Below are 23,973 nucleotides of genomic sequence, written 5' to 3' on the forward strand. Positions count from 1 at the left end.
TCCGAATTGAAGTTGATTAAATAGTGGCAGTTCTACATTGCGAATTAGCATGCTGCGCTAATAATACAGAGACGTAAATTAATGCCAAAGCTGGTGCAAAAGAACAAGCAATCCCCAAGCCAAACCGAGTCGTTCTGGCACGATCATACACGCTTACTCACTTTAGCGCTGCCCATGATTTTGGCCAATATTACTACGCCGTTGCTTGGCTTGGTGGATACGGCAGTGTTAGGTCATATGTCAGCCCCATCTATGCTAGCTGGTGCGGCAGTTGGCGCACTTATTCTTACCCAAATTTATTGGGTGTGTGGTTTTTTGCGTATGTCTTCAACGGGCTTAAGTGCACAGGCAAAAGGGCATGAAAATGCGAAACTTGCCTCGGCCAAAGTGTTGTGGCAAACCCTTGCTGTCGCTTCCATTTTGGGGTTGTGTTTATTAGTGCTACAAGACCCTGTGCTCAAAGCTGGACTGGCATTAGCAAGCCCGTCAGATGCGGTGGCAGTGCACTTAACGGAGTACTATCAGGTTAGAGTTTGGGGCGCACCAGCGGCTATGTTGAACTTAGCCCTTATTGGCTATTTGGTGGGTCAGCAAAAAACGCGAACGGTTATGATCATCCAGATAGTGGGTAACCTAGTGAATGCTGGGTTAGATATCACCTTTGTTTTCGGTCTGTCGATGTCGGTGGCAGGCGTTGCCTTAGCCAGTATTATTGCTGAGTATTCCATGGCGTTTATGGCCATGTATGTTGCGCTTAAGCAGGTGCGGAGTATTAGCCCACAAGCAAGTTGGTTCAACCGAGCGGCGCGCAAAATACTGATGAAACTCAATACTGACATGCTATTGCGTAATTTAGCATTGCAAGCCTGCTTAGCGTTTTTGACTATTCAAGGTGTACGGTTTGGCGAATTACCCGCAGCGGTTAACGCCATCCTATTACAGTTTTTTGTATTAATAGCGTTAGGATTAGATGGTGTCGCTTACGCAGTAGAGGCGCTGGTGGGTGAAGCGAAAGGCGCAAGCAATGCCGCAGAAATAAAACGCAGAACATACCAAGGTTTGTTTTGGTCATCGCTGTTTGCAATAGGCTATAGCGCTATTTTCTTTTTTGGCGGGCACGGCATAATAAGCCTGCTCACTGAGCATCAAAACATCGTAAATGCAGCTATATCTTACCTTCCGCTGATGGTTATTCTACCGCTACTGGCACATTGGTGCTTTTTGTACGATGGCGTGTTTGTTGGCCTTACTAAGTCATCCTCTATGCGCGATACCATGATTATTAGCGCCCTCGCAGTATATTTCCCTGTGTGGTTTTTTACCCAGTCTCTCGGTAATGTCAGCTTATGGTATGCCTTACTCGCGTTCTTACTTGCCCGAGGGATTACCCTTGGCTGGAGCTTCGAACGGTTAAGTCGGCGCAATGCCTTGTGCGATAGCTAATTTAAGCTAGTCAAAATTAGGCCAAGCCAATCCGAACTAAGCAAACCCAAACTCTGCCTTGAGGAAAAGAGCAACTTTACTTAGCAGCTTCGATAGGCAGAAAAATATCGGTAACGGCTTCATGGGCGGCTACGTCGGGGAAAAAGCGGATACGCTCTAGAAAAATGGGAAAGTCTCTGAGTTCAAATTGTGTATCTGGCAGCCACCGGTGATATAAGGCGTGTACCACCGCCCCTAATTCTGCATCACTGCCAACAAGGCGGACTTTAGCGCAGTAGCCTTCAGGTATGGTCGTGATGGTGACGTTAGAGCGATTTGTATCTGTAGACTGGTGCGCGGTTATAGCGTCGCTTTTACTCACGGGCTGGCTACTTGGCATAAGAATTTGGCACGCCACACCAAACCGGTACAACTCATGCGGCGTGTTGTCAGGGTCGTCTCTATCCAGACGAAGATATAAAGGATTCATTCTTTACTAACGTTATGTAGATTAAGCAAACAATACAAAGTTGAATCAAAAAATACCCGGCTATTTTTGCGGTATTGCTTTTTGCACCACAAAAAAGGTATGAAACTCGGGTAGCTGCTCGTATTCAATATGCCGAATAAAGCAGTCGGCTTCGATAATATGGCGCACATAGCCATTAATACCGAGTGAAGCGTAATAGACTTCAGGCCCCATGGTGGTATTGGTGTGTTCGCCCGGTTCATTCACACCGCCACAGCTAAATATAAATACGCCACCTGGCTGTAGCGCTTTGCACAGCTTGGTAATTAGAGCCGCTTGGCTGTGTAGTGGTACATGCCATAGGCAGTCCCATGCGCTTATAAAACGGTACTGATGGGGCAAATCGAAGGTACAAATGTCACCAAAATAAAATGTGTTGTTAGGGTGCTTTTCTCTGGCTAGCGCCAACATTTTATTCGAAATATCAATGCCTTCCACAACAAACTTTTTGTCATTCAGCAAATCGATAAATCTACCTGTGCATCCGCATCCTACATCAAGGGCCAAAGGCGGAAGACTCGGGGTTGCTTGTGGCGTATCATTTGGGGGGGAAAATACGTCTAGAAATGATAGGGCAGCTTTATGCTGAGCAATGCCATTGTTACGATTAAACTCAGGGCGAGTCCAGCGTTGGGTAATTTGATCGTAAGCAAAGCCGGTTTCTGCTGGTGTCATGGTCGCTTAACTTCTCGCTCAACTTCTCTGAGTAATAGCTCGCCAGTATGGTACTGACGAGCCTAGCCTAGATGCTTATATCAGCGCAAGGCTGAACGCTCATGGCTATCCACGCGCTAAAGGCTTTCGCACTAATGAGCTCATGGCTGAACGCTCAGGGCTTTCTACACGCTTAAGGCTATTTATTAACGAAGTGCGTTGCGCATAGTTTGTTGCCAGAAGGATCGCGTAAATACGCAAGATACAACTGGCGCTCTTCTGTACCGCGAATACCGGGAGGATCTTCAACCGGAACGCCGCCATTGGCTGCGCCCACTTTATGCCATTCATCAACAAGCCCAGGGTTTGCGGCAGCAAGACCAATCGTAGAACCGTTACCGTGGGTAGCGGCTTCGCCATTAATTGGTTTGGTAAGGGCTAATACACCTTTAGGGGTAAAATAGAAAACACGACCGTGCTCATCGTACACGCCTTCTTCGTATCCAAATACTGCTAAAGAGGCATCGTAAAATTTCTTCGACGCTTCAATGTCGTTCGCGCCAATCATTACATGACTAAACATAGAGTTTCCTTATTTATAGGCAAAATATTGTTATTTATTGTAGCGCCATGTCCACAGCCTCAGCAGCGTGAAGCGCTGTTGTGTCGTAAAGAGGCATGTCTGTGTCTGACGGCTTCACCAACAATGCAATTTCAGTACAGCCTAAAATAACGGCCTGCGCACCTTGTGCTTTTAATTTGTTGATAATAGCAATATACGCTTCACGGGATTTTTCACAAATAACCCCTTTGCATAATTCCTCATAAATAATTTTATGCACGGTTAGGCGGTCGTCGCTGTCTGGCACTATCACATTTAAATCAAACTGTTGCGCTAATCGTTCAGTGTAAAACGTCTGCTCCATGGTGAATTGTGTGCCCAATAAGCCAACTTTTTTGACTTCGTTCTTACTCAACGCCGCTCCAGTGGCATCGGCAATATGCAGTAAAGGAATGGCTACTGCGCTTGCTACCTGAGCAGCGACTTTATGCATGGTGTTGGTACATATGAGTAAGAAGTCGGCACCGGCATCTTCTAATGATTTTGCGGCGTGCTTTAACGCATCGGCGGCTTTATCCCATTCGCCGCTGCGCTGAAAGGCTTCTATTTCGGCAAAATCTACTGAGTGTAGGCATATTTTCGCACTGTGAAGGCCACCAAGTTGGCTGTTCACCAGCCGGTTAATGGTTTGATAATAGCTAACCGTTGATTCCCAACTCATACCACCAATAAGCCCAATGGTTTTCATCCCAAGCCCCTTTTTAAAATTACAAAGCCGTCTTTAACAGCGCTTCTGGCCAGTATAATTTGCTGAAAAGTACACGACAGATTGTTGGTACTAGATTACGTGCAATCAGTAAGGCAGTACAAGAATATTGAACGGTAAGTTAAACAAAAATTGGAATAGAGAAGTTTGAAAAAAAGCGAGAGCTAAAACGACTAATCGTCTTTAAAACTAGGCGGTATTTTTTTGTCTTTTAGAAAAGCGAAACGCTGCATGAAGATGCCAATATACCCAGACATGGCAATGACAAAGCCTACAAGCAAGGTGGTAAGAGAATAGTAGTAAAGTAAGGTGCTAAGATGACTTATGGCGAAAAGCTGCACAACGCCAGCAACGAACAAGGCAAGACCTAATTTAAATCGTCGCCAGCTTTTGTGCACATCAAACATAAGTGGGGTACAACATCTTAGTAGTAAGAATGCTCGCCGGCTTCGTGTTCAGTCGCATCACGAACACCGTTTAACTCCCCAGCAAATTGCTCTAGCATTTGCTTTTCAATGCCGTCTTTCAGCGTAACATCAACCATTGAGCAACCGTTACAGCCGCCGCCAAACTGAAGAATAGCGAAGCCATCTTCGGTAAGTTCAGCCAACATTACCTGGCCGCCATGGCTAGCAAGTTGAGGGTTAATTTCTGCTTCGATCATGTACTTAATACGTTCAACCAATGGCGCGTCATCAGCGACTTTGCGTGCTTTAGCATTTGGCGCTTTAAGCGTAAGCTGTGAACCCATTTGATCAGTGACATAATCAATTTCTGCTTCATGTAAGAAAGGAACGCTCTCTTCATCAACCACTGCATTGAAGCCATTGAACTCAAGGCGAGTGTCAGTATCTTCAATGGCATCTGGCGGGCAATAGGACACGCCACACTCGGCGCTCGATGTGCCCGGATTTACGACGAATACACGAATATTTGTGCCAGTCTCTTGTTTATCCAACAGTTTTACGAAGTGAGCCTGGGCTTCTTCTGATATAGTAATCATCAGTAAGTCCTATTAATTAAAAATTTGGTTAATGATAACAAATTTACCTGACTAAAACAGTCAAGTATTGACTAGTTTCGATGTAATCGCATAACGACAAGACGGAAATCACTATGCTCGCAACTTTGGTTCGCACCGCCTCAATCTCGATTTTCCAAAAATGGTTAACGCCATTTGTAGTGTTAACCGCCCTGTGCGCATCTGCTTCGGGAAATGCCAATATGGTCACTCTCGACAATGGCGGAAAACCGGTTCAGGCCTATTTGCCTTCCAACGTGACGTATAACCCTGATATTCCAACGCCAGAATCAGTACTAGGTGCAAACATTGGTCAATGGCATGTGCGTCATGATCAACTCACGCACTACATGCGGGTATTGGCGGAGCATTCCGACCGCATTTCATTAGAAGTCACTGGCAGAACTCACGAAAATCGTGAGTTGTTACTGCTTACTATCACCGCGCCGTCAAATCGCCCGAATATAGAAAGTATGCGAACTGCGCATATTAATGCCATGAATTCAGGCAATAAAGTAACAGCCGATGCCCCACTTATTTTCTATATGGGTTACAGCATTCACGGTAATGAGCCTTCAGGTTCAAATGCAGCATTAGCGCTAGCGTATTACCTAGCCGCGGGGCAAGGCGAAGCCATCGATGCGTTACTGAACAACAATATTGTGCTGCTAGACCCATCTTTCAACCCCGATGGGTTATCTCGTTTTGCACAGTGGGCCAATATGCACAAAGGAAAGCAGCTTGTTGCAGACAGTAATACCCGTGAACACGATGAAGGCTGGCCATCAGGGCGCACGAACCACTATTGGTTTGACTTAAATCGTGACTGGTTGTTGTTGGCTCACCCTGAGTCGCAAGCGCGAATAAAGCAATTTCACCGCTGGCGCCCGCATATTCTTACCGATTTTCACGAAATGGGCACCGACAGCACCTATTTTTTCCAACCGGGAGTACGCTCGCGTAAAAACCCTATTACACCAGATGGAAACGTAACCTTAACGGAAGCGTTAGCGGCTTATCATGCCAAAGCTTTTGATAAACAAGGGAAGCTGTATTTCTCGGAAGAGGCATTCGACGATTTTTATGCCGGTAAGGGCAGTACCTATCCTGATTTGCATGGCAGCATTGGTATTTTATTCGAACAAGCAAGCTCTCGTGGGCACCTGCAAGAATCTATTAATGGCCCGCTAGCGTTTTCAACGACCATTTCGAATCAAATTACGACCTCGTTAAGTACCTTTGAGGGTGCCCTTGCCAATAAACCCGCTATTTTAGATTATCAATCTACCTTTGTTAAAGACACGCAATCATTAGCAAAAAACGGTGACATCAGCGGTTACATTGTGGGTGAATCAAATGATAGTGGTAGGTTTAACGCTATGTTGTCGCTGCTTAAACAGCACAATATTAAGTTCGACGTTGTCAGCAAAGACTCCAAAATAGGCAAGCAAACCTTTACTGCGAACCGCGCTATTTATATTCCTACTGCACAGGCGCAGTATCGGCTTATTACATCCATATTCTCAACCCAAACCTCGTTTGAAAATAACACTTTCTACGATGTGTCATCGTGGAACATGGCAATGGCATTTAACTTGCCGTTTGAAGCGGTTGAAAAGCGAGATGCGCGAAGCGTTAAAACGGCCGCCAATGCACAATTAACAATGCCAGTACTTAGCGATTCGTTACCCGCCAATGCCTATGCGTACGCCTTTTCGTGGGAAGATTACTACGCGCCAGCCTTGCTCCAATCGTTATTAGAAGCGGGTATAAGTGTAAGAAGTAGCGAAAACGCGTTTGAAGCTAAGCTTGTAAATAATCAGCGCCATACTTTTACCTCAGGAAGCATTGTTATTCCCTTAGGCTTAGCACAGCCTGATAACTTACCTAGCCTGCTAACCGAGCAAGCCAGTGCGTTAAATATTCCGGTTTATGCAATTGCTAGTGGGTTAACACCTACAGGCAGCGATATCGGTAGCCGTTCAATACAGCCAATTTCAGCGCCTAAAGTACTATTAGTGGGGGGCGAGGGCACAAGCCAATATGAAGTGGGTGAAATGTGGCACTATTTTGATACCCGAGTGGGGCTGCCGGTCAGTATTGTGGAGCAGCAAAAGCTAAGCAATGCGCTACAGTCAGGCTATACCCATATCGTATTTGCTAGCGGTCGCTATATGCTATCGAATGAAGCCAGAGAGGCGCTATTTAATTGGGTTAAGAATGGCGGAGTACTGATTGGACAAAAATCTGCGCTACGCTATTTTGCGGCCAACGAATGGTTAAACGTCGATGTTTTAGAAAGAGAAGAAATAGACAGTAAGTTTGACGAAGATAAGCTCTCTTTTGGCGATAAATCGGCGCTTTACGCAAGAAAGTTAGTAGCGGGCGCGGTTTATGAAGCCGAAATTGATATTACCCATCCACTTTTTTACGGCTATACCGACACCACACTGCCAATGTTCAAAACCAGTAATATGGTGGTGAACAATTATTACACGCCATTCACTACGCCAGCGCGTTATACCTCTGCGCCATTACTGGCTGGATTCAGTGATGAAAAGCTGGTGAAACTTATTGCTGAAACACCTGCTGTAGTCACCACTAAGCAAGGTAAAGGAGTGGTGATTGGGTTTACCGACAATACGCAGTTTCGAGGTTACTGGTATGGCACGAACAAAATGCTAAGCAATGCTATTTATCAGTCTGGCTTTCTTAAGTAGCTACTTTTTGTATAGCTAGCTTTTACTGAGCAAGAATACTTCGCGGTAGTCGCTTCGATTATCTTGCAGCCATTTTGTCAGTCATTCTTTCAGCTAAGAGTGAGCTTTTCGGAGGCGGTGTAAATGTCATGGCCCATACTTCGATATGAAGTTGCGGATAACGAGCCTTCAATAGGCTTGCTAGCGCGTTGACGGTTACGCCAGTGGTGATCACATCATCTACAATAGCTATCCGCTTCAGGTTAGGTGTTGTAGATATAAGTGTATCGATACAATGATGGGTGAGTGAAAATACCTTTTTAGCATGCTGTAGCCTTTGTGCTTTTCCCAAGTGGTGTTGAGCCGACATGCCTTTTCGAATCGCCCAATTGGTGCAAATGGGAATATTCAGTGCATTTCCTATGGTGTTCGCTAGTACCGCTGCTTGGTTATAGTGTCGGGTTGCAAACCGCCAAGGGCTTAATGGAACTGGTAAGAGAAGTTGCGCATTGTTATGTGATATCTGCTGTGTATGTTGGGCTAAGTGTTGCTGTTTACCGACAAACCACTGGGCCAAAACCTTCCCAGATGTAAGTGAATGTTGAAACTTAAAGCCATGAATTAAGGTGGTTATCGGGTAAGTATGTAATGCCAGTACAGAGAGCCCGTCATAGCTACTATGCTTAACGTGCTGGCCGACTGGGCCATAAGACAGTAAGTTATTCCCGTGGTCTTTTGGCGCGAAAAAAAATATATCACGTTCACACCAATGACATACTGGCGTAGGACTTGCCTGATAACATAGTAAGCATGAAAGGTTCATAGTACGTGAATTTTTGAATTCTTAATTTAAGTAGCTTTTTCTCGCATGTAGCTACGTACCGTTAACGTGTCTTTAAGCATTTTTTGAGATAATGGGTAATCATGCATACATGGCAGCCTATTAGGCTTGCTTCTTCATGCAACAGCCAAAGGATGTATACAGTGAAAGATTTGCATACAAACACACAGCTTGTCACCCGAACTCAAGGTACAGGAAACGATCTGGTTTTCCTCCATGGTTGGGGTATGAATAGTGGGGCTTTTACGTCGTTTATCCCCTATTTAACGACTAGTTTTCGAGTCACCACTATCGATCTTCCCGGTTTCGGCGAAAACGCTCAGCACATGCCTTCCCTTTATAACGCTGAGTCTCTAGCACAAATGATTGCGCCCTATATTCCGCCAGAGAGTATTGTTGTTGGGTGGTCTTTAGGTGGTTTGGTGGCGCAACGATTAGCCTTACTTGGCGGCGCAGATTTTAAGGGTTTAGATCTTAAAGGATTAGTCACCATCGCCTCTACACCGCGATTTATTGCAGGGCCATGCTGGCCGGGTATTGCAGGTGATTTGCTGGCTATGTTTGAAAGCCAGTTAGAAAGCAACTACAACAGAACGCTAGAGCGCTTTTTAGCCATTCAAGCGATGGGAAGTGATACGGCCCGCCAAGATATTAAAGCTATTCGCGGGCATATCAGTGAATACCCAGAACCTGATCAGAACGCGCTAAAACAAGGCTTGAGAATACTGTCTACTGAAGACCTGCGCCAAGACATTGGGCGTATAACCGTGCCAACCCTTCGTCTTTATGGCCGCTTAGACAGTTTAGTGCCTACCAGTGGCATAGATCGGATATGCGAATTGCATCCTCAATCCGATACGGTGGTGTTGCCTCATGCCGCCCATGCGCCTTTTATTTCACACCCTCAACAAAGTGCAGACATTCTATTGAGTTTTGCGTCAAGCGTGTATCAACAAAAAGCATCGTGAAAGCGATGCTTATAACGGATAGAGGCTAGAGTAAGCGATAGAGGCAAAAAATATTGTTCGTTTTCACAGCCAGTTAAGGTATTACAGCGGTACAAACCTTTTCATTTCGTGCAATTTGGTTAATAATTGCACATGAGAGTGTAGAGGTAGTGTATGTCCAGTATATCAGGTGTAAATAGCAACAATATAAACTCGGCCATGTTGTCGGGGCAGTTTGGTTTGCAGAATGCCAGTAATGGTATCACGCAGGCTGCGTCTAATATTGCCCAGCAAACTACAAGCGCTGAGCGCGATCCGCAAGCCGTGTTATCGAGTGCAGCCACTCAGGGCTTAGAGAACGTGCGTAATATACTTCCTTCTCCTCAAGACGATCTCACTACCAATCTGGTGTCATTAGAAATCAACAGTATCAATGCCCAGGCATCTGCCAAGGTGCTAGATGTAGCTAACGACACGATTGGCACCATTATCGATACGTTGGCGTAATAGTTTAGGAATGTAATGTGAACATTGTTACCCCTATCCTAACGGCCATAGCGTACCCTACTGCAAACGTAAATACGGAGTCTGCAAGACGAGACAACGCATTACGTGAAACCATTCCTCAATCGGGGGATGCAGAGAAAGGGGAATCGCAAAAAGGCCTAGGCTCGGAAAGTGACAAATCTCGTAATACGGGACAGGCCCCTGCGCCCGTTACTTACGAACGTCCACAAATTCAAACCGAACTCCAAAGTGCCTTTGAAAACGTATTTGGCGAACAAAAAGACAATGGCTCTGACGAAAGTGCGGGCAAACAAGATGCTCACGATCAACAGGGATCAAGCCAACAGGAATCAGGCCAGCAAGCCTCACAGCCAGAACAGCAATCAGAAGACGAACAGCAAGAAATAAGCGACTTAGAGACGCGAGATCAAGAAGTTCGCACTCACGAACAAGCGCACGCCGCAGCGGGTGGACAATATGCTGGTTCGCCGCAATATGAATATACCACTGGGCCAGATAACAAACGTTATGTTACCGACGGTGAAGTGTCTATCGATATTTCTGAGCTAAACAGCCCAGAAGAAACCCTTCGTAAAATGGAACAAGTGCGTGCTGCAGCCCTTGCCCCTGCAGAGCCCTCGGCACAAGATTTAAAAGTGGCGGCAGAAGCAACTCAAAAATCTGTTGAAGCGCGAAGTGAAATTGCTGAAGACAACGCCGAGTCATCCTCATCACCTACTGCTGCTAATTATGTGCAGGCGAGTGAGAGCAGCGAGGCCAACGAGTCTAATAATATCGGCGAAGCAAAAGATACAATAGACGCCGCGCAGATTACGCCACCAGATATTGATGAAATCACCGATAATGCCGGTGTTGAGCGCCCCACGCGGTCGTTAGACGAAGCTGAGTTACAAGCACAGTCGAGTGAGCAAGACGCAGCTAGCCAAGCGAATTCAGCCCGAATAGGCCGTATTCAGAGTTTCTACGCTCAAACGTACACACCTTTAAACGAAGGCTTTTCAGCCAGCGCCTAACCAACACTTTCCATGGCTCCTTGTTTGAATTTCTCTTGGCGTCAATTCCTAGCTTCAAAAGCGTTTAGTTACAATGATGCCTAGCTTTTCAAAAGTGCCCGTTACTGAACGAATACAAAAAAGCCAGCATCGAGTGCTGGCTTTATCGTGTTTAGCGATTTGAACTAACTAATCTGGCGTTATTTCTTTGACTTCGCAAACGCATCTGCAAACGCATTGCCCATGGCACTGTTTTGCTGCTGGTGTTGTCCGCCGCGCTTATTCGACTTATCTGCGCGAGGGTTTCCACGCTGAGACCCATTAGCACGTGGATTCCCACTAGACTTTGCGTTAGCAGCGCCATTGCCGTTGTTGCTTTTACCTGATTGGTTTGACGAGGTAGGCGTATCTTCTAAACGCATAGTAAACGATATACGTTTGCGCGCTACGTCTACTTCTAGCACCTTAACCTTAACAATGTCCCCAGCCTTCACTACTTCCCGTGGATCTGAAATAAATTTGTTGGTTAGTGCTGAAATATGTACCAAACCATCTTGGTGAACGCCTACATCTACAAAGGCACCAAAGTTCGCTACGTTACTTACTACACCTTCTAAAATCATACCTGGTGTAAGATCTTTAATGGTCTCCACACCTTCTTTGAAGGTGGCAGTTTTAAATTCGGGTCGAGGATCGCGGCCTGGCTTGTCAAGCTCGCTCAAAATATCTTTTACCGTGGGTAAACCGAAGGCGTCACTGGTAAAGCTATCAGGCGATAAGGTTTTTAGTAGCTCTGTGTTACCAATAAGGTCGTTAACGGCCACTGCCGCAGTATCCACAATTTTATCCACCACCGGATACGCTTCAGGGTGAACCGCAGACGCATCTAGCGGGTTACTGCCATTTACAATACGTAAGAATCCAGCGGCTTGTTCGAAGGCTTTGGGGCCTAAACGTTCTACTTTCATCAACGCTTTTCTATTGCCAAAGGCACCATTGGTATCTCTAAATTGTACAATGTTGTTCGCTAGTGTCTTGTTTAACCCAGACACATAACTCAGTAGCGCGGGTGATGCCGTATTCAAATCTACCCCTACGGCGTTTACACAGTCTTCAATAACGCGGTCGAGAGATTTACCTAACTGGCTTTGGCTTACATCATGCTGATATTGGCCTACACCAATAGCCTTAGGTTCAATTTTTACAAGCTCGGCTAGCGGGTCTTGTAAACGACGAGCAATGGAAACGGCGCCACGTATAGACACGTCCATATCAGGAAGTTCGTTCGACGCTAATTCCGAGGCAGAATAAACCGAGGCACCGGCTTCGCTTACCATGATCTTTTGTGCACCTAGCTCTGGGTTAGCTTTAAGCATTTCCCCGACAAGCTTATCGGTTTCACGAGAGCCTGTACCATTACCAATGCTGATAAGCTCAACTTTGTACTGCTTGCACACAGTGGTGAGGGTACGCAGTGACTTATCCCACTGATTTTGTGGAGCATGAGGAAAAATCGTATTTTTAGCGACAACTTTGCCGGTTTTATCTACGATGGCCACTTTCACGCCCGTACGAAGACCAGGATCCAGGCCCATGGTCGTTTTAGCGCCTGCAGGCGCAGCCATTAGCAAGTCATTAAGGTTCTTAGCAAACACCTCAATCGCTTCTTCTTCAGCGCGCTCACGAAGGCCACTGAAGAGCTCTGTTTCCATGTGTAACGCGATTTTAATTTTCCACGTCCATTGTACTACTTGCGCTAAGAAATCATCAGCAGGACGGTTGCGGTGCATAATATTGTAGTGGCTAGCAATAAGGTGTTCACAGTGAGACGGTGCACTTGCATCATCTTGCTGTGGGTCGGCATCAAGTTGAATATTCAACATGCCTTCGTTGCGGCCACGAAACATAGCAAGGGCGCGATGTGAAGGCGCATTTTTGTACTTCTCACTATGTTCAAAATAGTCTTTGTACTTTACGGCTTCTTGGGCTTTACCGTTTGCGACTGTACTTTTGATATGGGCATTTTCAACAAGGTAACTACGAATTTTGCCTAATAGCGCCGCATCTTCTGCAAATCGTTCCATTAAAATAAAACGAGCGCCTTCCAATGCAGCTTTCGTATCTGCTACACCCTTGTCTGCGTTAACATATTCGGCGGCTAACTCGTCGATAGATTGATCAGGGTTAGCAAATAAGGCATCGGCTAAGCCTTCAAGGCCGGCTTCAATGGCTATTTGACCTTTGGTGCGTCTGCGGGGTTTGTAAGGTAAATATAAGTCTTCCAACGTAGTCTTACTGTCAGCGCCGGTAATGTTGCGCTTTAACTCGTCAGACAGTTTTCCTTGCTCATCAATTGATTTTAGGATGACCTGACGTCTGTCTTCTAGTTCTCGAAGGTAAGTAAGACGTTGCTGAAGCGTACGTAACTGAGTGTCATCTAGCCCTTGAGTGACTTCTTTACGGTAACGTGCGATGAAAGGTACGGTTGAACCTTCATCAAGAAGCTTAACTGCGGCACTAACCTGAGAAGTTTGTACGGCAAGTTCTTCGGCAATTTTATTAATAATCATAATACGCTCTAGGCAATAGCAAATAAGGATGTGTGGGCTATCATTAGCCTGTTTACACCACTTTCATGTTAGTTGGAATAACTGGCGGCAAGTATACCACCGCGACGGGTCAGGAGAAGCCTGATTGTAAGGTCAGTATTCATGGAAAACGTTTTAACTTTATTACAGCTTGTCGGTCGAGTCGTACCAAATACGATTAATCCACCACTCTTTTACGTCGGTTTCAGTTTTCACCGTAATGTCATCATCTTCTTCTTTTCCTACTAGGGCACGTGCCATAGGGGAATCGATAGAAATGTAATCTCGACGACCAAAAATTTCATCGTAGCCCACAAGGCGCAGCGCTAACACATTCCCTTGCTCATTTTCAATTTCTACCCAAGCACCAAAATACACTTTATTTTCTTGTTCGGGGCTATAATCCACTACTTTCAGGTTTTCTAAGCACTTACGTATGTAACGCACTCGTCTGTCGATTTCGCGTAATTTTTTCTTATTATATTGGTAGTCAGCGTTCTCACTACGATCGCCTAAGCTAGCAGCCCACGTGACCTTTCGAGTGATTTCGGGGCGTTCTTCCCGCCACAAGTGGTCAAGTTCCTGTTTTAGCTTTAAATATCCTTTTCGCGTTATCAGTGGTGTTTTCACAATTAATTAGCTAAATTGAAATCTTATGGCTAGTGTATGTGGGTAAATTAATAGAACGCAATAAACAAATGCGTCGAAATCTACCATTTAAGGTTCTTTGTTCAAATATTGAACATAAACCTTTACGTTGTTGTCGCAGTATAAATAGCAACCGGCTAATAAGCAGGGATACCCCAAATGGAAGACAATACACCAAAGGCAGAGAGAGAGCCTGAAGACAGGCGACGAGCCGAAACAAATAGCTCAATGGGCGGCACAATAGCTGGTTTTATGCTGTTTTTAACCGGCGCGTTAATGGTGCTGTATGGTTTGCTCGATATTGTAGTGCGTATGAATAGTTTATTAACCGCGGGTTATTTGGTGGTTGGTTTACTAATGTATAAGTTCGGGCAATATCTGTTAAATCATTTTGCGGTATTTAAAGTACAGCGCGAAAGGCGTCGTGCGCCGCCACGTCATACTTAATTACACGCTTTGCTGGTAAGTTCACCGTATATATTGCCAATGCAATAAGGTGTGGCTTCGCTGTATCTATTTTCCTAGCGTCACGCTAATTCCTTTGCCCGCTTGTTTGTTTCTATGTTCAAATTTTAATTCCCTCGACAGGAAAAGTAAGTCGCACAAAAAAGCCGACACTTAAATAAGTATCGGCTTTTAATAGTCACGGCCAACGCTAAGCTTAACCGCTACGTTTTCATTTTGCCTACTTCGTATTACTCAGCAGCGTCTTCTTTAACTACTTCAAGCAATTCAACATCGAAAATCAGTGTCGAGTTTGGCGTAATTGAACCGGTAGCACGTTCACCGTAGGCTAACTCAGAAGGAATATGGAAGCGGTACTTCGCGCCTTCTTTCATTAGCTGAACGCCTTCTGTCCAACCAGGAATAACTTGATTAAGTGGGAACTCAGCTGGCTCGCCACGTTTGTATGAAGAATCAAACTCAGTGCCGTCTAGCAAAGTGCCACGGTAATGAACTTTAACAATATCTTCTGCCGCAGGGCTTGCGCCTTCACCTTCTTCTAATACTTCGTACTGAAGGCCAGACTCGGTGGTAGTTACACCTTCTTTCTTACCGTTTTCTTCTAAATACGCTGCACCAGCTTCAATGTTGTCTGTTGCTGCTTTTTGCGCCATTTCTTGTTGCTTAGCACGAAGTATTTCTTCGCCTTGCTGAGCAATTTGCTGAATTTCTTGAGGGGTGAACTTTAATGAATCGTTAAGGCCATCTTCAAAGCCTTCTTTTAACGCAGCTTCATCTAGTGGAAAACCTAGTTGCTCTTGCTGTTGTGCGCGGTTAGCCACAAACAAGCCCATACTTGCACCCATAGCGTAAGCTTGCTTTTGCACATCAGTCATAGACTCTGTAGTGTTCTCGGCAACCTCAGCCATTTCAGTGCCGACAGTATCAGCTTTTTCTTCAGTATTTGGCTGACAGGCAAAAAGGCCTAAAGCAGCAACGGTAGATAGGGCAACAAGCGATTTCTGCATAAAACGTCTCCATAAATTTTATCATCGTGCTTCTAGTTTTAAACTGCTGCATCCAGGGCAGTCTGCACGATAGTGAAAGATGCGTGATCCATGCTATGTTAAACCTAGCACTCACAAAGCGAAACCCATTTGATTATGTTTAGGGCTCAAATGTTCCCCAGATTATTGTTACTCATCTTATTAATAAGTGGATCTATAGGATGTAGTTTCCCTGAGACTACGCCCATTAAACAATGGCGGCATGTTGAAGAAGGGGCTTACGCCGCTGATGTTTCTATGGATGGCACAATTGCTGTCGTCTCTGGTATCAACAATGGTATTAATGTTTGGAAAATAGGTGACGAAACCCCGTTGTATCAATGGAGCCATCAAGGAGAAGGCAATAACTTAGTTGTTTCATTGCACATATCTGCTGATAACACTCACGTAGTGACTGCCGACAGAGAAGCGTTTGCATTATGGAGCATCGAAACTGGTGATCCAGTTGGCTTTTGGCGTATCGATGAAGCCTCTATTCGCGATGTGGCTATTTCCAACAACGGCAATGGCATTTTGGTGGCCCGTTCTAATGGTAAAGTGATGTTTTTTGAACCTAAAACTCAGCGCAGGTTAGAGTTTTTAGGTCACCAAGAAAAAGTAAACTCTATTGATATTTCCCCTAATGGAAAATTTGCCTTAACAGGTGGAAATGATTATATCGCCTATTTATGGAGTACCGATACAGGGCAGATAATTCATACCTTTACACATCCTTCTCGTGTTACCAAAGTGGCGCTAGATGACCAAGGTCGCTTTGCTTTTACCGCGGATAGTCAAAGCAAATCACAAGTGTGGAATGTTCAAACTGGGGAAGCTATCAGCTCGCTGAACTTTATCGCTAGGCAGAAAATTTTTACCGATGCGGTATTTTCCGATGATGGCAAATATTTGCTTACTGGTTCGCCGTCTCGCCAAGTTTATTTATGGGATATCAAAAGCGGAAAGGAAATTGATGCGTGGCAAGTCGCCTCTCGGGATACTGTTTCACCACCAACTGCAGTTGTTTATGGCGTTGGCTTTATGTCCGATGGTAATATTGTGACAGAAAGCAGTAGCGGCTTAGCCGAAGTATGGCAGCGCAGTAATTAGAGAAAATTATGACAGATGAAAACAGCAATGCTGACAACGGGGCTATTCGAGCCGAACTTGATAGCGCCAACAATAGTATTGAAGAGCTTCAAACCAAAATTGCGTTTCAAGAGCACACTATCGACGCCTTAAATGAAGCGCTATCTTCACAGCAACAGCAACTTGATGAGTTAACTTACAAGTTGCGCCATGTTATTGATAAGGTGAAGTCAATCGAGCCTTCAAATATGGCCAAAGACTCAGACGAGACCCCACCTCCACATTATTAGTCGCCTAAGCCATCTGAATTTCTTGCGCAGTACTTTTCTTGCACTGAGCTTTTTTTGTACAGCACTTTTCTTGTACAGCACTTAAAGGTCGGTATGTGGTTAAGGGCTTTCTTTATCAGCGTCATCAGCTTGTTCAGGTTTAGACAATGCGGGCTCAGATAGGGTCTGTAACTCTACCGATTGCTCAATGTCACCATTGATTGCTTGAATAAAAGCATTTTTGATAATGGCACCAATAGCACTGAATACGTCGGTTTCAGGGCTGCTCAAATCCCCTTCGATGGGAATACGAGTGGCTATCTGATCTTCACTCTGATTTTCAAATATCTCAGCAACAAAAGCTGATAGTGCCTCAACGGTGCCTTCAATTAGTCCGTCACCATCACGCTCTATATCACCTTTCCAAGAGAATACTTCCACTTTATGCAATATAGGCTTTATATACCCTTTAACTTTGCCGTCATCGGCCGCAAGTTCTGCTGCTAACGTTAGGGTACCGGCTTCAAGATCAAAAGGTGCATAGGTATCAAGAAAGTTTTTGAAATTAACTAAGGCTATATTATCGGCCTGAAGGTTTAGATCAAAAGTTGGTTTTTGTGTTGCAGGGTTGAGTTTGGCTTTTAATTTTAATGTGCCTTGCTGTGCAGTTTGCGCACTAACGTTAGCGTTCGCCACACGGTTGTCAGATAACGCATCGCTATTAACTAGGTTTGTCACTTCACCTTGAATGTCATGTAGCGAGATATCAATAACAGGCGAGGTTTCTGGGTTATAAAAACCAATTTTGCCATCGGTTACACTTAATTTATCAATACTTAATGGGAACAATTGATTGGCGATATTAAGCCAATTTTCGTTCTTACCAGCCTGACTGGTATCGCTGGTGGCACCATCTACAAAGTTAATCTCTGGGCGGGTAAGGTTAACAGTCCCACTTGCTGCACCTTTAATCAGTTGGCTCCAGTTCAATGTAAACTCAACTTCGTCTGCACGAAACAAAGGTTTATCAACCTGTCCGTTAGATTTATAAAGCAACACGTGCTCTAAGCTATAAGCACCGCGCCATAACATAATATCGACATCACCCACTCGGCCGCTGTATTCACCAGGCTGGCTGAGTGTTTTATTGATATACCATTGGGCTGCGTACGGCATGCTTATACGCACAATAATAAGTAACCCAAGAAGGATAGCGAGCGAGGTTAGTAGGTAACGATTGGCTGTTTTCATAAATACTCCTTTCAAAAAGTATTTCAAGAATTATGCCGTTGAATGTAAAGAGAAAATGTGGTTTGTCTGATGTGGTAAGTGTTATGAAATCAGCAGCTTGATGGCTTTTAAAGCAGGTTTTTTACTGTTTTAAGTAAAGTAAAGATACGCCTAACATGGGCGGTATCTTCACATTATGCGTAATAATTACTGCTTGCGAATACAGTGAGTGAGAGGCTAGTGGCTATACCTAGTAGCTATCATGTAATAGGTAGCCATGTAGTAGGTAGCGCGCACGTAATAGATGGCGCGAATACCGTGATAAGCGCCTTTGCGGTAACCTTAGTGAGGTTTGAAAATACCAATAACGTTTTCGTTTTCACGAGTGGCCGCGTTAACTTTTTCGTCGGTTTGTGCTTCGTTGTAACCACAAGCAACACACTCTAGCTTTTCTACGTTATTTTCGTAGTATAAAGAGATGGTGTCTAACTCTTTGCATTTAGGGCAGGTAGCGCCTGCAACAAAGCGGCGTTTAATCGATTTTTGCATTGCAGCTCTCTTAACGTAATTTACTCACTATTATACCGCGAAAAGCCTTTTCCTGATCAGATTTTGATAGGAATTTGCTATTATACGTGACCTAAATTGTTCCCGCGAAGGTTATGAATGATAAAGCTAACAAACGTATCGCTAATGCGTGGCAGAAAAGTACTGCTAGAAAGTGCATCAGCGCAGGTATTTCCCGGCCATAAAGTTGCCCTTATTGGGAGCAATGGTTGTGGTAAATCGACCTTGTTTGCCTTATTGCGCAACGAAATGTCGGTTGATGCAGGAGACTGTGTGGTGCCAAACGACTGGCGCATTGTCAGTGTGGCACAAGAAACCCCTGCTACTGACAGGTGTGCTATTGAATACGTTATCGATGGTGATAAAAACCTTCGTCGTTTACAGGCTCAGCTTCATCAAGCGGAACAGGACGAAGACGGCGTTTTGATTGGTAATATTCATGGTCAGTTAGAACAGGCCGGTGCCTATGATGTGGAAGCTAGGGCGGCGACTATTTTATCCGGGCTTGGCTTTACTAATACGCAGCTCAGCGCGCCGGTTACCGATTTCTCTGGTGGTTGGCGTATGCGCCTTAACTTGGCGCAAGCGCTGTTATGTCCTTCTGACTTATTACTGCTAGATGAGCCCACCAACCACTTAGATTTAGATGCGGTGATTTGGTTAGAAAAATGGCTACAGCGTTATGAGGGAACACTTTTACTCATTTCCCATGATAAAGCCTTTATCGATAACACGGTGGCGCAAATTATCAGTGTTGAGCAACAGCAGCTTATTACTTATACCGGTAACTATTCCGCTTACGAGACACAGCGCGCAGAGCGATTACGTCTGCAAAATATTGAGTTTGAAAAGCAGCAACAAAGAGTGGCGCATTTAACCTCGTTTATTACACGCTTTAAAGCCAAAGCGAGTAAAGCTAAGCAAGCACAAAGCCGTATTAAGCAACTCGAAAAAATGGAAACCTTGCTGCCTGCTCATGCAGCTAGCCCATTTAGTTTTGAGTTTGTGCCGCCAGCTGCACTGCCTAATCCCCTTGTCCAAATGGAACACGTTCAATTAGGTTATGACGACCATATTGTCCTTCAACAAGTGAAGTTGAACTTGGTACCAGGTAGCCGAATTGGCTTGCTAGGACGAAATGGGCAAGGTAAATCTACCCTTATCAAGTTGCTAGCGGGTGTACATGCCCCTAAGCAAGGTATTTTCGATTCCGCCAAAGGCCTGAAGATTGGCTACTTTGCCCAGCATCAGTTAGAAACGTTAGATCCCAACGCCACGCCTATTTTGCATTTACAGCGCATAGATGAAAAAGCCACCGAACAGCAATTGCGGGATTATTTGGGTGGGTTTGGTTTCAACGGTGACGAAGCTCTGTCGGCAGTTGCGCCTATGTCGGGTGGCGAGAAAGCCCGGTTAGTGCTAGCGCTTATTGTGTATCAAAAGCCTAACTTGTTGTTACTAGATGAGCCTACCAACCACCTCGACTTAGAAATGCGCCATGCTCTGAATATTGCATTGCAAGGCTTTGAAGGCGCCATGGTCTTGGTATCTCACGATAGGTTCTTATTAACGTCGGTGTGTGAAGACTTTTACTTAGTAGATAGCGGCGAAGTAGCGGCCTTTACGGGCGATTTAGATGACTACCGAGACTGGATTTTAAAGCAACAAGCCGCTGAGAAAGCAAAAGCAAATAGCGATGCAAAAGTGTTAAATGAAAGCACAAATGCGTCCGGTGAGCGTAAAATTGATCGCAAGGAAGAGAAGCGTAGAGAAGCCGAGTTTAGAAAGCAGATCGCTCCGCTGAAAAAAGCCTTAGAGAAACATGAAAAGGCCATGGACAAGTGTTCAGGTGAGCTTCAAACCCTTGAAGCGTCGTTATCAGACACAAGTTTATATAACGATGATAAAAAAGCCGAGCTTATGCAGTTGCTGGATAAACAGGCAAAATTAACCCAGCAGCTGGAAGAAGAAGAAATGCAGTGGCTCGATGCCCAAGAACAAATGGAGGCACAGCGCGCAAACTATGAAGCACAATAACTCTATCCTTAACGCTACCGACTTTTGGCAGTACACTGGCAGCCGCTACAGCAAAGGCGACATCGCGCCGTTAGCTATTTTGTTGCAAGACCAGCATGGCGTGAACGTTAATGTGCTCTTATTTGTATGTTGGTGTATTGAACATGGCTTCATCATAAATTTACCGCAGTTAAAAACGGTAATTGATGCTACTGAGACATCAGAGGTTATGCTTAAACAGCACAGGCAAGCGCGAAAGCGTGCAAAGCCTGATGAGAAAAACGACGCTGACTACGAGCATGCTTTAGCAAAATATAAACAGCTAAAGGATGACGAGCTTATACTAGAAAAAGCCCAGCAAGTTGTTATTGTAGATACCGTAGGCAGCCTTAATGTGGCGTCCATGCCCGCTGGTGCTTCAGATATGTCTGGTGTATTTAATGCCTCTGTCGCTGCACTAATAAATGCTTACGGGCTTAGAGACAAAAAGGAAGCCCGAGGGTTAATAAGTCAGCTACTCAAGCAGTTGTCGTAAAAATAAGAATAAGAAAACATCATGAGCAAAATCGCGTTATCGCACGGAAAGATTATTAAAAGCAGTTTTCGGGTACCCAGTTGGGCTAAGAACCGCCATGTACAAACTATTTGGCCGCGCTTTATCCAAAAACGCTTGCCGTTAAAATACAATATGGAACGGCTAACCTTACCTGATGATGATTTTGTGGATGTCGCGTGGGGGCCAAAGCCCGCAGAGCCTTCAGGCATTATTGTTATGTTTCACGGTCTGGAAGGGAGCATCCGATCTCACTATGCTAACGACATGATGGCGAATTTATCGGTGAATGGCTGGCAGGTGGTAATGATGCATTATCGTGGATGTAGCGGTGTGCCGAATTTGAAGCCTCGTGGCTACCATTCTGGCGAAACTGGCGATCCCAGCTTTTTCCTTGATTGGCTAAATCAAAAATTTCCTCAAATCCCCAAGGTCGCGGTTGGCTTTTCCCTTGGTGGTAATATGTTACTGAAACTACTTGGCGAAAACCCTGCACAAAAGTGGCTGAACGCCGCTATAGCTATATCGGCACCGTTAAAACTAGCGGAGTGTGCAAAATCAATTAATCATGGTTTCTCGCAAGTTTATCAAAAGTACCTGCTCGCGAGCATTAAAGGCACGCTACGGAAAAAAATGTCGTTTATCGACTATCGAAAGCTTATTCAATTAACCGGTGATGACGTTGAACACATTACTAGCTTTGCTCAGTTCGACGAGAAAGTGACAGCGCCATTGCATGGCTTTGAAGATGCTAACGATTATTACGAAAAATGCAGTGCCTATCATTTTTTAAGCGCTATTCATTGCCCCACTCTTGTATTGCATAGTATTGACGACCCTTTTATGAACCACCTAGTAGTGCCCAAAGAAGAAGATTTAGCGCGAAATGTGACGGTTGAACTTAGCGAGCGTGGCGGCCACGTAGGCTTTATGCAAGGCTCAGTGTTTCGCCCAAAAGTGTGGCTTCATGAAAGAGTGAAAAAATACGTTAGTGATGTGCTGCCCATAAACCCCGACACTCCCTACGTGTCATAAAATTTAGCAGAGGCAGAAATGATAATTCCAATAGATGCGGTTGAAAGTGAAACCCTATTTAGCTTAGTAGAAGCATTTGTATTGCGTGAAGGCACGGAATATGGCGCTGAAGATGTGAGTATGGAAGTTAAGGTTACGCAAGTGCTAGATGCGCTTAAAAGCGGCGAAGCAGTGTTGGTGTATTCTGAGCTGCATGAAAGCGTAGATATTCGGCCTAAAGGTGATGTAACGTCAGAAGATACTTCTGACTAATACCCTATTAATTTATAAGAATACCGATTTGTGCTTTTCCTAATGATGCTATGAGAAAACCCGAAGACGAAACCTGATAACGTTACTTGATGAACTATCCCAATGAAGTTACGGGTTAAGTAAGCTGCGCAGCAAAGTAATCAGCAAACGCGGAAGTAAGGGAACAAGAAAGTAAGGGAACAAGAAAGTAAGGAAACACTGAAGTAAAGCCTAAACTCCAGGCATAAAAAAGCCGGGCGAGTGACCCGGCTACCTTTCAGGAGGAGAGCATCCCCAAACGAGAAAGGCCTAGAAACTGTAGCGTGCAGTTACCTGCATGATGTCTAAGTCATCCATAAGCTTGTAATTGGCACCAACAGCCCATTGAGGGGTGATGTAATAGTTCGCGCCTACTTTGAATGTAGCATCGCCGTCTTCAACGTCGTAGTAACCTACTTCGCCCAAAAGCTCAACCTGCTCAGTTACCATAGAACGAACACCGGCATTCACACTGTAGCCCGTCTCATCATCGAAATCGCCATCAATACGCTCAAAGTTTGCGCCAAAGTATGCATCGGTAGTGGTGTTAATTGGCATTCTGTAGCCAGCACCAAGCGTTAACATATCGAAGTCAAAGCTACCCTCTTCAAAGTTACTGTATTCACCATTTAAGTAAATATTGCGGTTTAATAGATATTTGCTGCTTAGGACGAAACCATCGGGTTCGAATGATTCGTTATCGTCAAAATCCAATTTAGTATAGCCACCTTCTACATAACGCCAATCTGGAGACTCAGCTAATGTTGCAAACGAAGCAACAGAGGCTGCGGTAGCGGTAAGTGCTGTAAGTAAAGTGATTGCTTTACGCATTGAAAAAACTCCTATTTATCGCAGAAAGAAAAAAATGCCTGCGCTTCAAATTGTGCGTACTTGTATTTCATATTGTCGAATACAAATTCGCGAATTCCATTGTTGTTACCACGGTGGATCTGCAAGGGGTTTGCCAACCGATAATACACTTGATTGTTTAATGAACTATTTTTCTTTAAGTAACAGAAAGCTAGCGAGTTTTATTCGCGCTTATTTTACTTCTTACTGAGTCGACCCTTTTAAACAGGTGTTTATTTAAACAATCTAAACCCGAAAAAGTGTATCCAAAATACAACACTGTATCCTTTCGTCTAATGCGTGGTGCCTTTTTACACGGTCAAATATAACTAAATTACCTCTTGTTAAGTTTTGTAAATGACTGAAAAGATAGTGTTTGCAGGGTATTTTTAGTTTTTTATCTAAGTT

Annotated in this window: 25 protein-coding genes; 12 read left to right on the top strand and 13 right to left on the bottom strand. The window is 44.7% G+C overall.

Annotation, left to right across the window (positions count from 1 at the left end; all coding sequences use genetic code 11):
• The first annotated feature begins 81 nt into the window (after positions 1-81).
• Complete coding sequence (locus tag Q4561_RS07210) at positions 82-1,443, top strand: MATE family efflux transporter (protein ID WP_303458686.1); 1,362 nt, start codon at positions 82-84, stop codon at positions 1,441-1,443.
• A gap of 76 nt (positions 1,444-1,519) precedes the next feature.
• Here Q4561_RS07210 and Q4561_RS07215 read toward each other — a convergent pair whose 3' ends face one another.
• The 6 genes from Q4561_RS07215 to nfuA form a co-directional block, all read right to left on the bottom strand.
• A complete protein-coding gene (locus tag Q4561_RS07215) occupies positions 1,520-1,912 on the bottom strand; it encodes a GyrI-like domain-containing protein (protein WP_303458687.1) in 393 nt (130 codons plus the stop codon).
• Positions 1,913-1,972: 60 nt separating this feature from the next.
• Positions 1,973-2,626 carry a trans-aconitate 2-methyltransferase gene (locus tag Q4561_RS07220; protein WP_303458688.1) on the bottom strand — a complete coding sequence of 218 codons (654 nt, stop codon included), beginning with the start codon at positions 2,624-2,626 and terminating at the stop codon, positions 1,973-1,975.
• Positions 2,627-2,804: 178 nt separating this feature from the next.
• A complete protein-coding gene (locus Q4561_RS07225) occupies positions 2,805-3,188 on the bottom strand; it encodes a VOC family protein (RefSeq protein ID WP_303458690.1) in 384 nt (127 codons plus the stop codon).
• A gap of 34 nt (positions 3,189-3,222) precedes the next feature.
• Positions 3,223-3,915: an aspartate/glutamate racemase family protein gene (locus Q4561_RS07230; protein WP_303458691.1), complete on the bottom strand. Its 693-nt coding sequence runs from the start codon at positions 3,913-3,915 to the stop codon at positions 3,223-3,225.
• A 191-nt stretch (positions 3,916-4,106) separates the two neighbouring features.
• The gene (locus Q4561_RS07235; RefSeq protein WP_303458693.1) at positions 4,107-4,340 is read right to left on the bottom strand and encodes a hypothetical protein; all 234 of its coding nucleotides are present in this window, start codon (positions 4,338-4,340) and stop codon (positions 4,107-4,109) included.
• Between the two features lie 17 nt (positions 4,341-4,357).
• Entirely contained in the window at positions 4,358-4,936 is a 579-nt protein-coding gene (gene nfuA, locus Q4561_RS07240) for a Fe-S biogenesis protein NfuA (RefSeq protein ID WP_303458694.1), read from the bottom strand.
• A gap of 113 nt (positions 4,937-5,049) precedes the next feature.
• Between nfuA and Q4561_RS07245 the strand changes: the two genes are divergently transcribed.
• Positions 5,050-7,674, top strand: coding sequence for a M14 family metallopeptidase (locus tag Q4561_RS07245; RefSeq protein WP_303458696.1), 2,625 nt, complete (start codon positions 5,050-5,052; stop codon positions 7,672-7,674).
• 58 nt (positions 7,675-7,732) lie between these two features.
• Here the strand turns inward: Q4561_RS07245 and Q4561_RS07250 are convergent, their stop codons facing one another.
• A complete protein-coding gene (locus Q4561_RS07250) occupies positions 7,733-8,476 on the bottom strand; it encodes a ComF family protein (RefSeq protein WP_303458698.1) in 744 nt (247 codons plus the stop codon).
• Positions 8,477-8,637: 161 nt separating this feature from the next.
• Between Q4561_RS07250 and bioH the strand changes: the two genes are divergently transcribed.
• The 3 genes from bioH to Q4561_RS07265 all read left to right on the top strand — a co-directional run bounded on the left by bioH (position 8,638) and on the right by Q4561_RS07265 (position 10,982).
• A complete protein-coding gene (bioH, locus tag Q4561_RS07255) occupies positions 8,638-9,462 on the top strand; it encodes a pimeloyl-ACP methyl ester esterase BioH (RefSeq protein ID WP_368411523.1) in 825 nt (274 codons plus the stop codon).
• A gap of 153 nt (positions 9,463-9,615) precedes the next feature.
• Complete coding sequence (locus Q4561_RS07260; RefSeq protein ID WP_303458700.1) at positions 9,616-9,948, top strand: hypothetical protein; 333 nt, start codon at positions 9,616-9,618, stop codon at positions 9,946-9,948.
• A gap of 17 nt (positions 9,949-9,965) precedes the next feature.
• Positions 9,966-10,982, top strand: a complete 1,017-nt coding sequence (locus Q4561_RS07265; RefSeq protein ID WP_303458702.1) for a putative metalloprotease CJM1_0395 family protein — start codon at positions 9,966-9,968, stop codon at positions 10,980-10,982.
• 179 nt (positions 10,983-11,161) lie between these two features.
• Here Q4561_RS07265 and Q4561_RS07270 read toward each other — a convergent pair whose 3' ends face one another.
• Both Q4561_RS07270 and greB read right to left on the bottom strand, forming a co-directional pair.
• On the bottom strand, positions 11,162-13,531 hold the full coding sequence (locus Q4561_RS07270; protein ID WP_303458703.1) for a Tex family protein: 2,370 nt from the start codon (positions 13,529-13,531) through the stop codon (positions 11,162-11,164).
• A 162-nt stretch (positions 13,532-13,693) separates the two neighbouring features.
• Positions 13,694-14,179, bottom strand: a complete 486-nt coding sequence (gene greB, locus Q4561_RS07275) for a transcription elongation factor GreB (RefSeq protein WP_303458704.1) — start codon at positions 14,177-14,179, stop codon at positions 13,694-13,696.
• 177 nt (positions 14,180-14,356) lie between these two features.
• On the opposite strand from greB, the gene Q4561_RS07280 reads away from it, so the two are divergent.
• Positions 14,357-14,644 carry a hypothetical protein gene (locus tag Q4561_RS07280; RefSeq protein ID WP_303458706.1) on the top strand — a complete coding sequence of 96 codons (288 nt, stop codon included), beginning with the start codon at positions 14,357-14,359 and terminating at the stop codon, positions 14,642-14,644.
• A 248-nt stretch (positions 14,645-14,892) separates the two neighbouring features.
• On the opposite strand, the gene fkpA is transcribed toward Q4561_RS07280, so the two are convergent.
• Positions 14,893-15,669, bottom strand: a complete 777-nt coding sequence (gene fkpA, locus Q4561_RS07285) for an FKBP-type peptidyl-prolyl cis-trans isomerase (RefSeq protein ID WP_303458708.1) — start codon at positions 15,667-15,669, stop codon at positions 14,893-14,895.
• Between the two features lie 150 nt (positions 15,670-15,819).
• Between fkpA and Q4561_RS07290 the strand changes: the two genes are divergently transcribed.
• Both Q4561_RS07290 and Q4561_RS07295 read left to right on the top strand, forming a co-directional pair.
• A complete protein-coding gene (locus Q4561_RS07290) occupies positions 15,820-16,797 on the top strand; it encodes a WD40 repeat domain-containing protein (RefSeq protein ID WP_303458709.1) in 978 nt (325 codons plus the stop codon).
• 8 nt (positions 16,798-16,805) lie between these two features.
• Complete coding sequence (locus tag Q4561_RS07295) at positions 16,806-17,066, top strand: SlyX family protein (RefSeq protein WP_303458711.1); 261 nt, start codon at positions 16,806-16,808, stop codon at positions 17,064-17,066.
• A gap of 99 nt (positions 17,067-17,165) precedes the next feature.
• Here Q4561_RS07295 and Q4561_RS07300 read toward each other — a convergent pair whose 3' ends face one another.
• Complete coding sequence (locus Q4561_RS07300; protein ID WP_303458712.1) at positions 17,166-18,296, bottom strand: DUF748 domain-containing protein; 1,131 nt, start codon at positions 18,294-18,296, stop codon at positions 17,166-17,168.
• A gap of 321 nt (positions 18,297-18,617) precedes the next feature.
• Positions 18,618-18,824 carry a YheV family putative zinc ribbon protein gene (locus tag Q4561_RS07305; RefSeq protein WP_303458714.1) on the bottom strand — a complete coding sequence of 69 codons (207 nt, stop codon included), beginning with the start codon at positions 18,822-18,824 and terminating at the stop codon, positions 18,618-18,620.
• A 117-nt stretch (positions 18,825-18,941) separates the two neighbouring features.
• On the opposite strand from Q4561_RS07305, the gene Q4561_RS07310 reads away from it, so the two are divergent.
• The 4 genes from Q4561_RS07310 to Q4561_RS07325 are packed head-to-tail and all read left to right on the top strand — an operon-like array spanning position 18,942 to position 22,698.
• Entirely contained in the window at positions 18,942-20,879 is a 1,938-nt protein-coding gene (locus Q4561_RS07310; RefSeq protein ID WP_303458715.1) for an ATP-binding cassette domain-containing protein, read from the top strand.
• Complete coding sequence (locus Q4561_RS07315; protein ID WP_303458717.1) at positions 20,866-21,393, top strand: TIGR02444 family protein; 528 nt, start codon at positions 20,866-20,868, stop codon at positions 21,391-21,393. Before Q4561_RS07310 ends, Q4561_RS07315 begins: the two co-directional genes overlap by 14 nt.
• A 21-nt stretch (positions 21,394-21,414) precedes the next feature.
• Positions 21,415-22,446 (top strand): hydrolase, encoded by a 1,032-nt coding sequence (locus Q4561_RS07320; RefSeq protein WP_303458719.1) that lies wholly within the window; start codon positions 21,415-21,417, stop codon positions 22,444-22,446.
• Between the two features lie 18 nt (positions 22,447-22,464).
• The gene (locus tag Q4561_RS07325) at positions 22,465-22,698 is read left to right on the top strand and encodes a YheU family protein (protein WP_303458721.1); all 234 of its coding nucleotides are present in this window, start codon (positions 22,465-22,467) and stop codon (positions 22,696-22,698) included.
• A gap of 288 nt (positions 22,699-22,986) precedes the next feature.
• On the opposite strand, the gene Q4561_RS07330 is transcribed toward Q4561_RS07325, so the two are convergent.
• Positions 22,987-23,547, bottom strand: coding sequence for an outer membrane beta-barrel protein (locus tag Q4561_RS07330; RefSeq protein ID WP_303458722.1), 561 nt, complete (start codon positions 23,545-23,547; stop codon positions 22,987-22,989).
• Positions 23,548-23,973 lie beyond the last annotated feature (426 nt).

The organism is Alteromonas sp. 1_MG-2023 (assembly GCF_030547075.1).
Classification (GTDB): domain Bacteria; phylum Pseudomonadota; class Gammaproteobacteria; order Enterobacterales; family Alteromonadaceae; genus Alteromonas.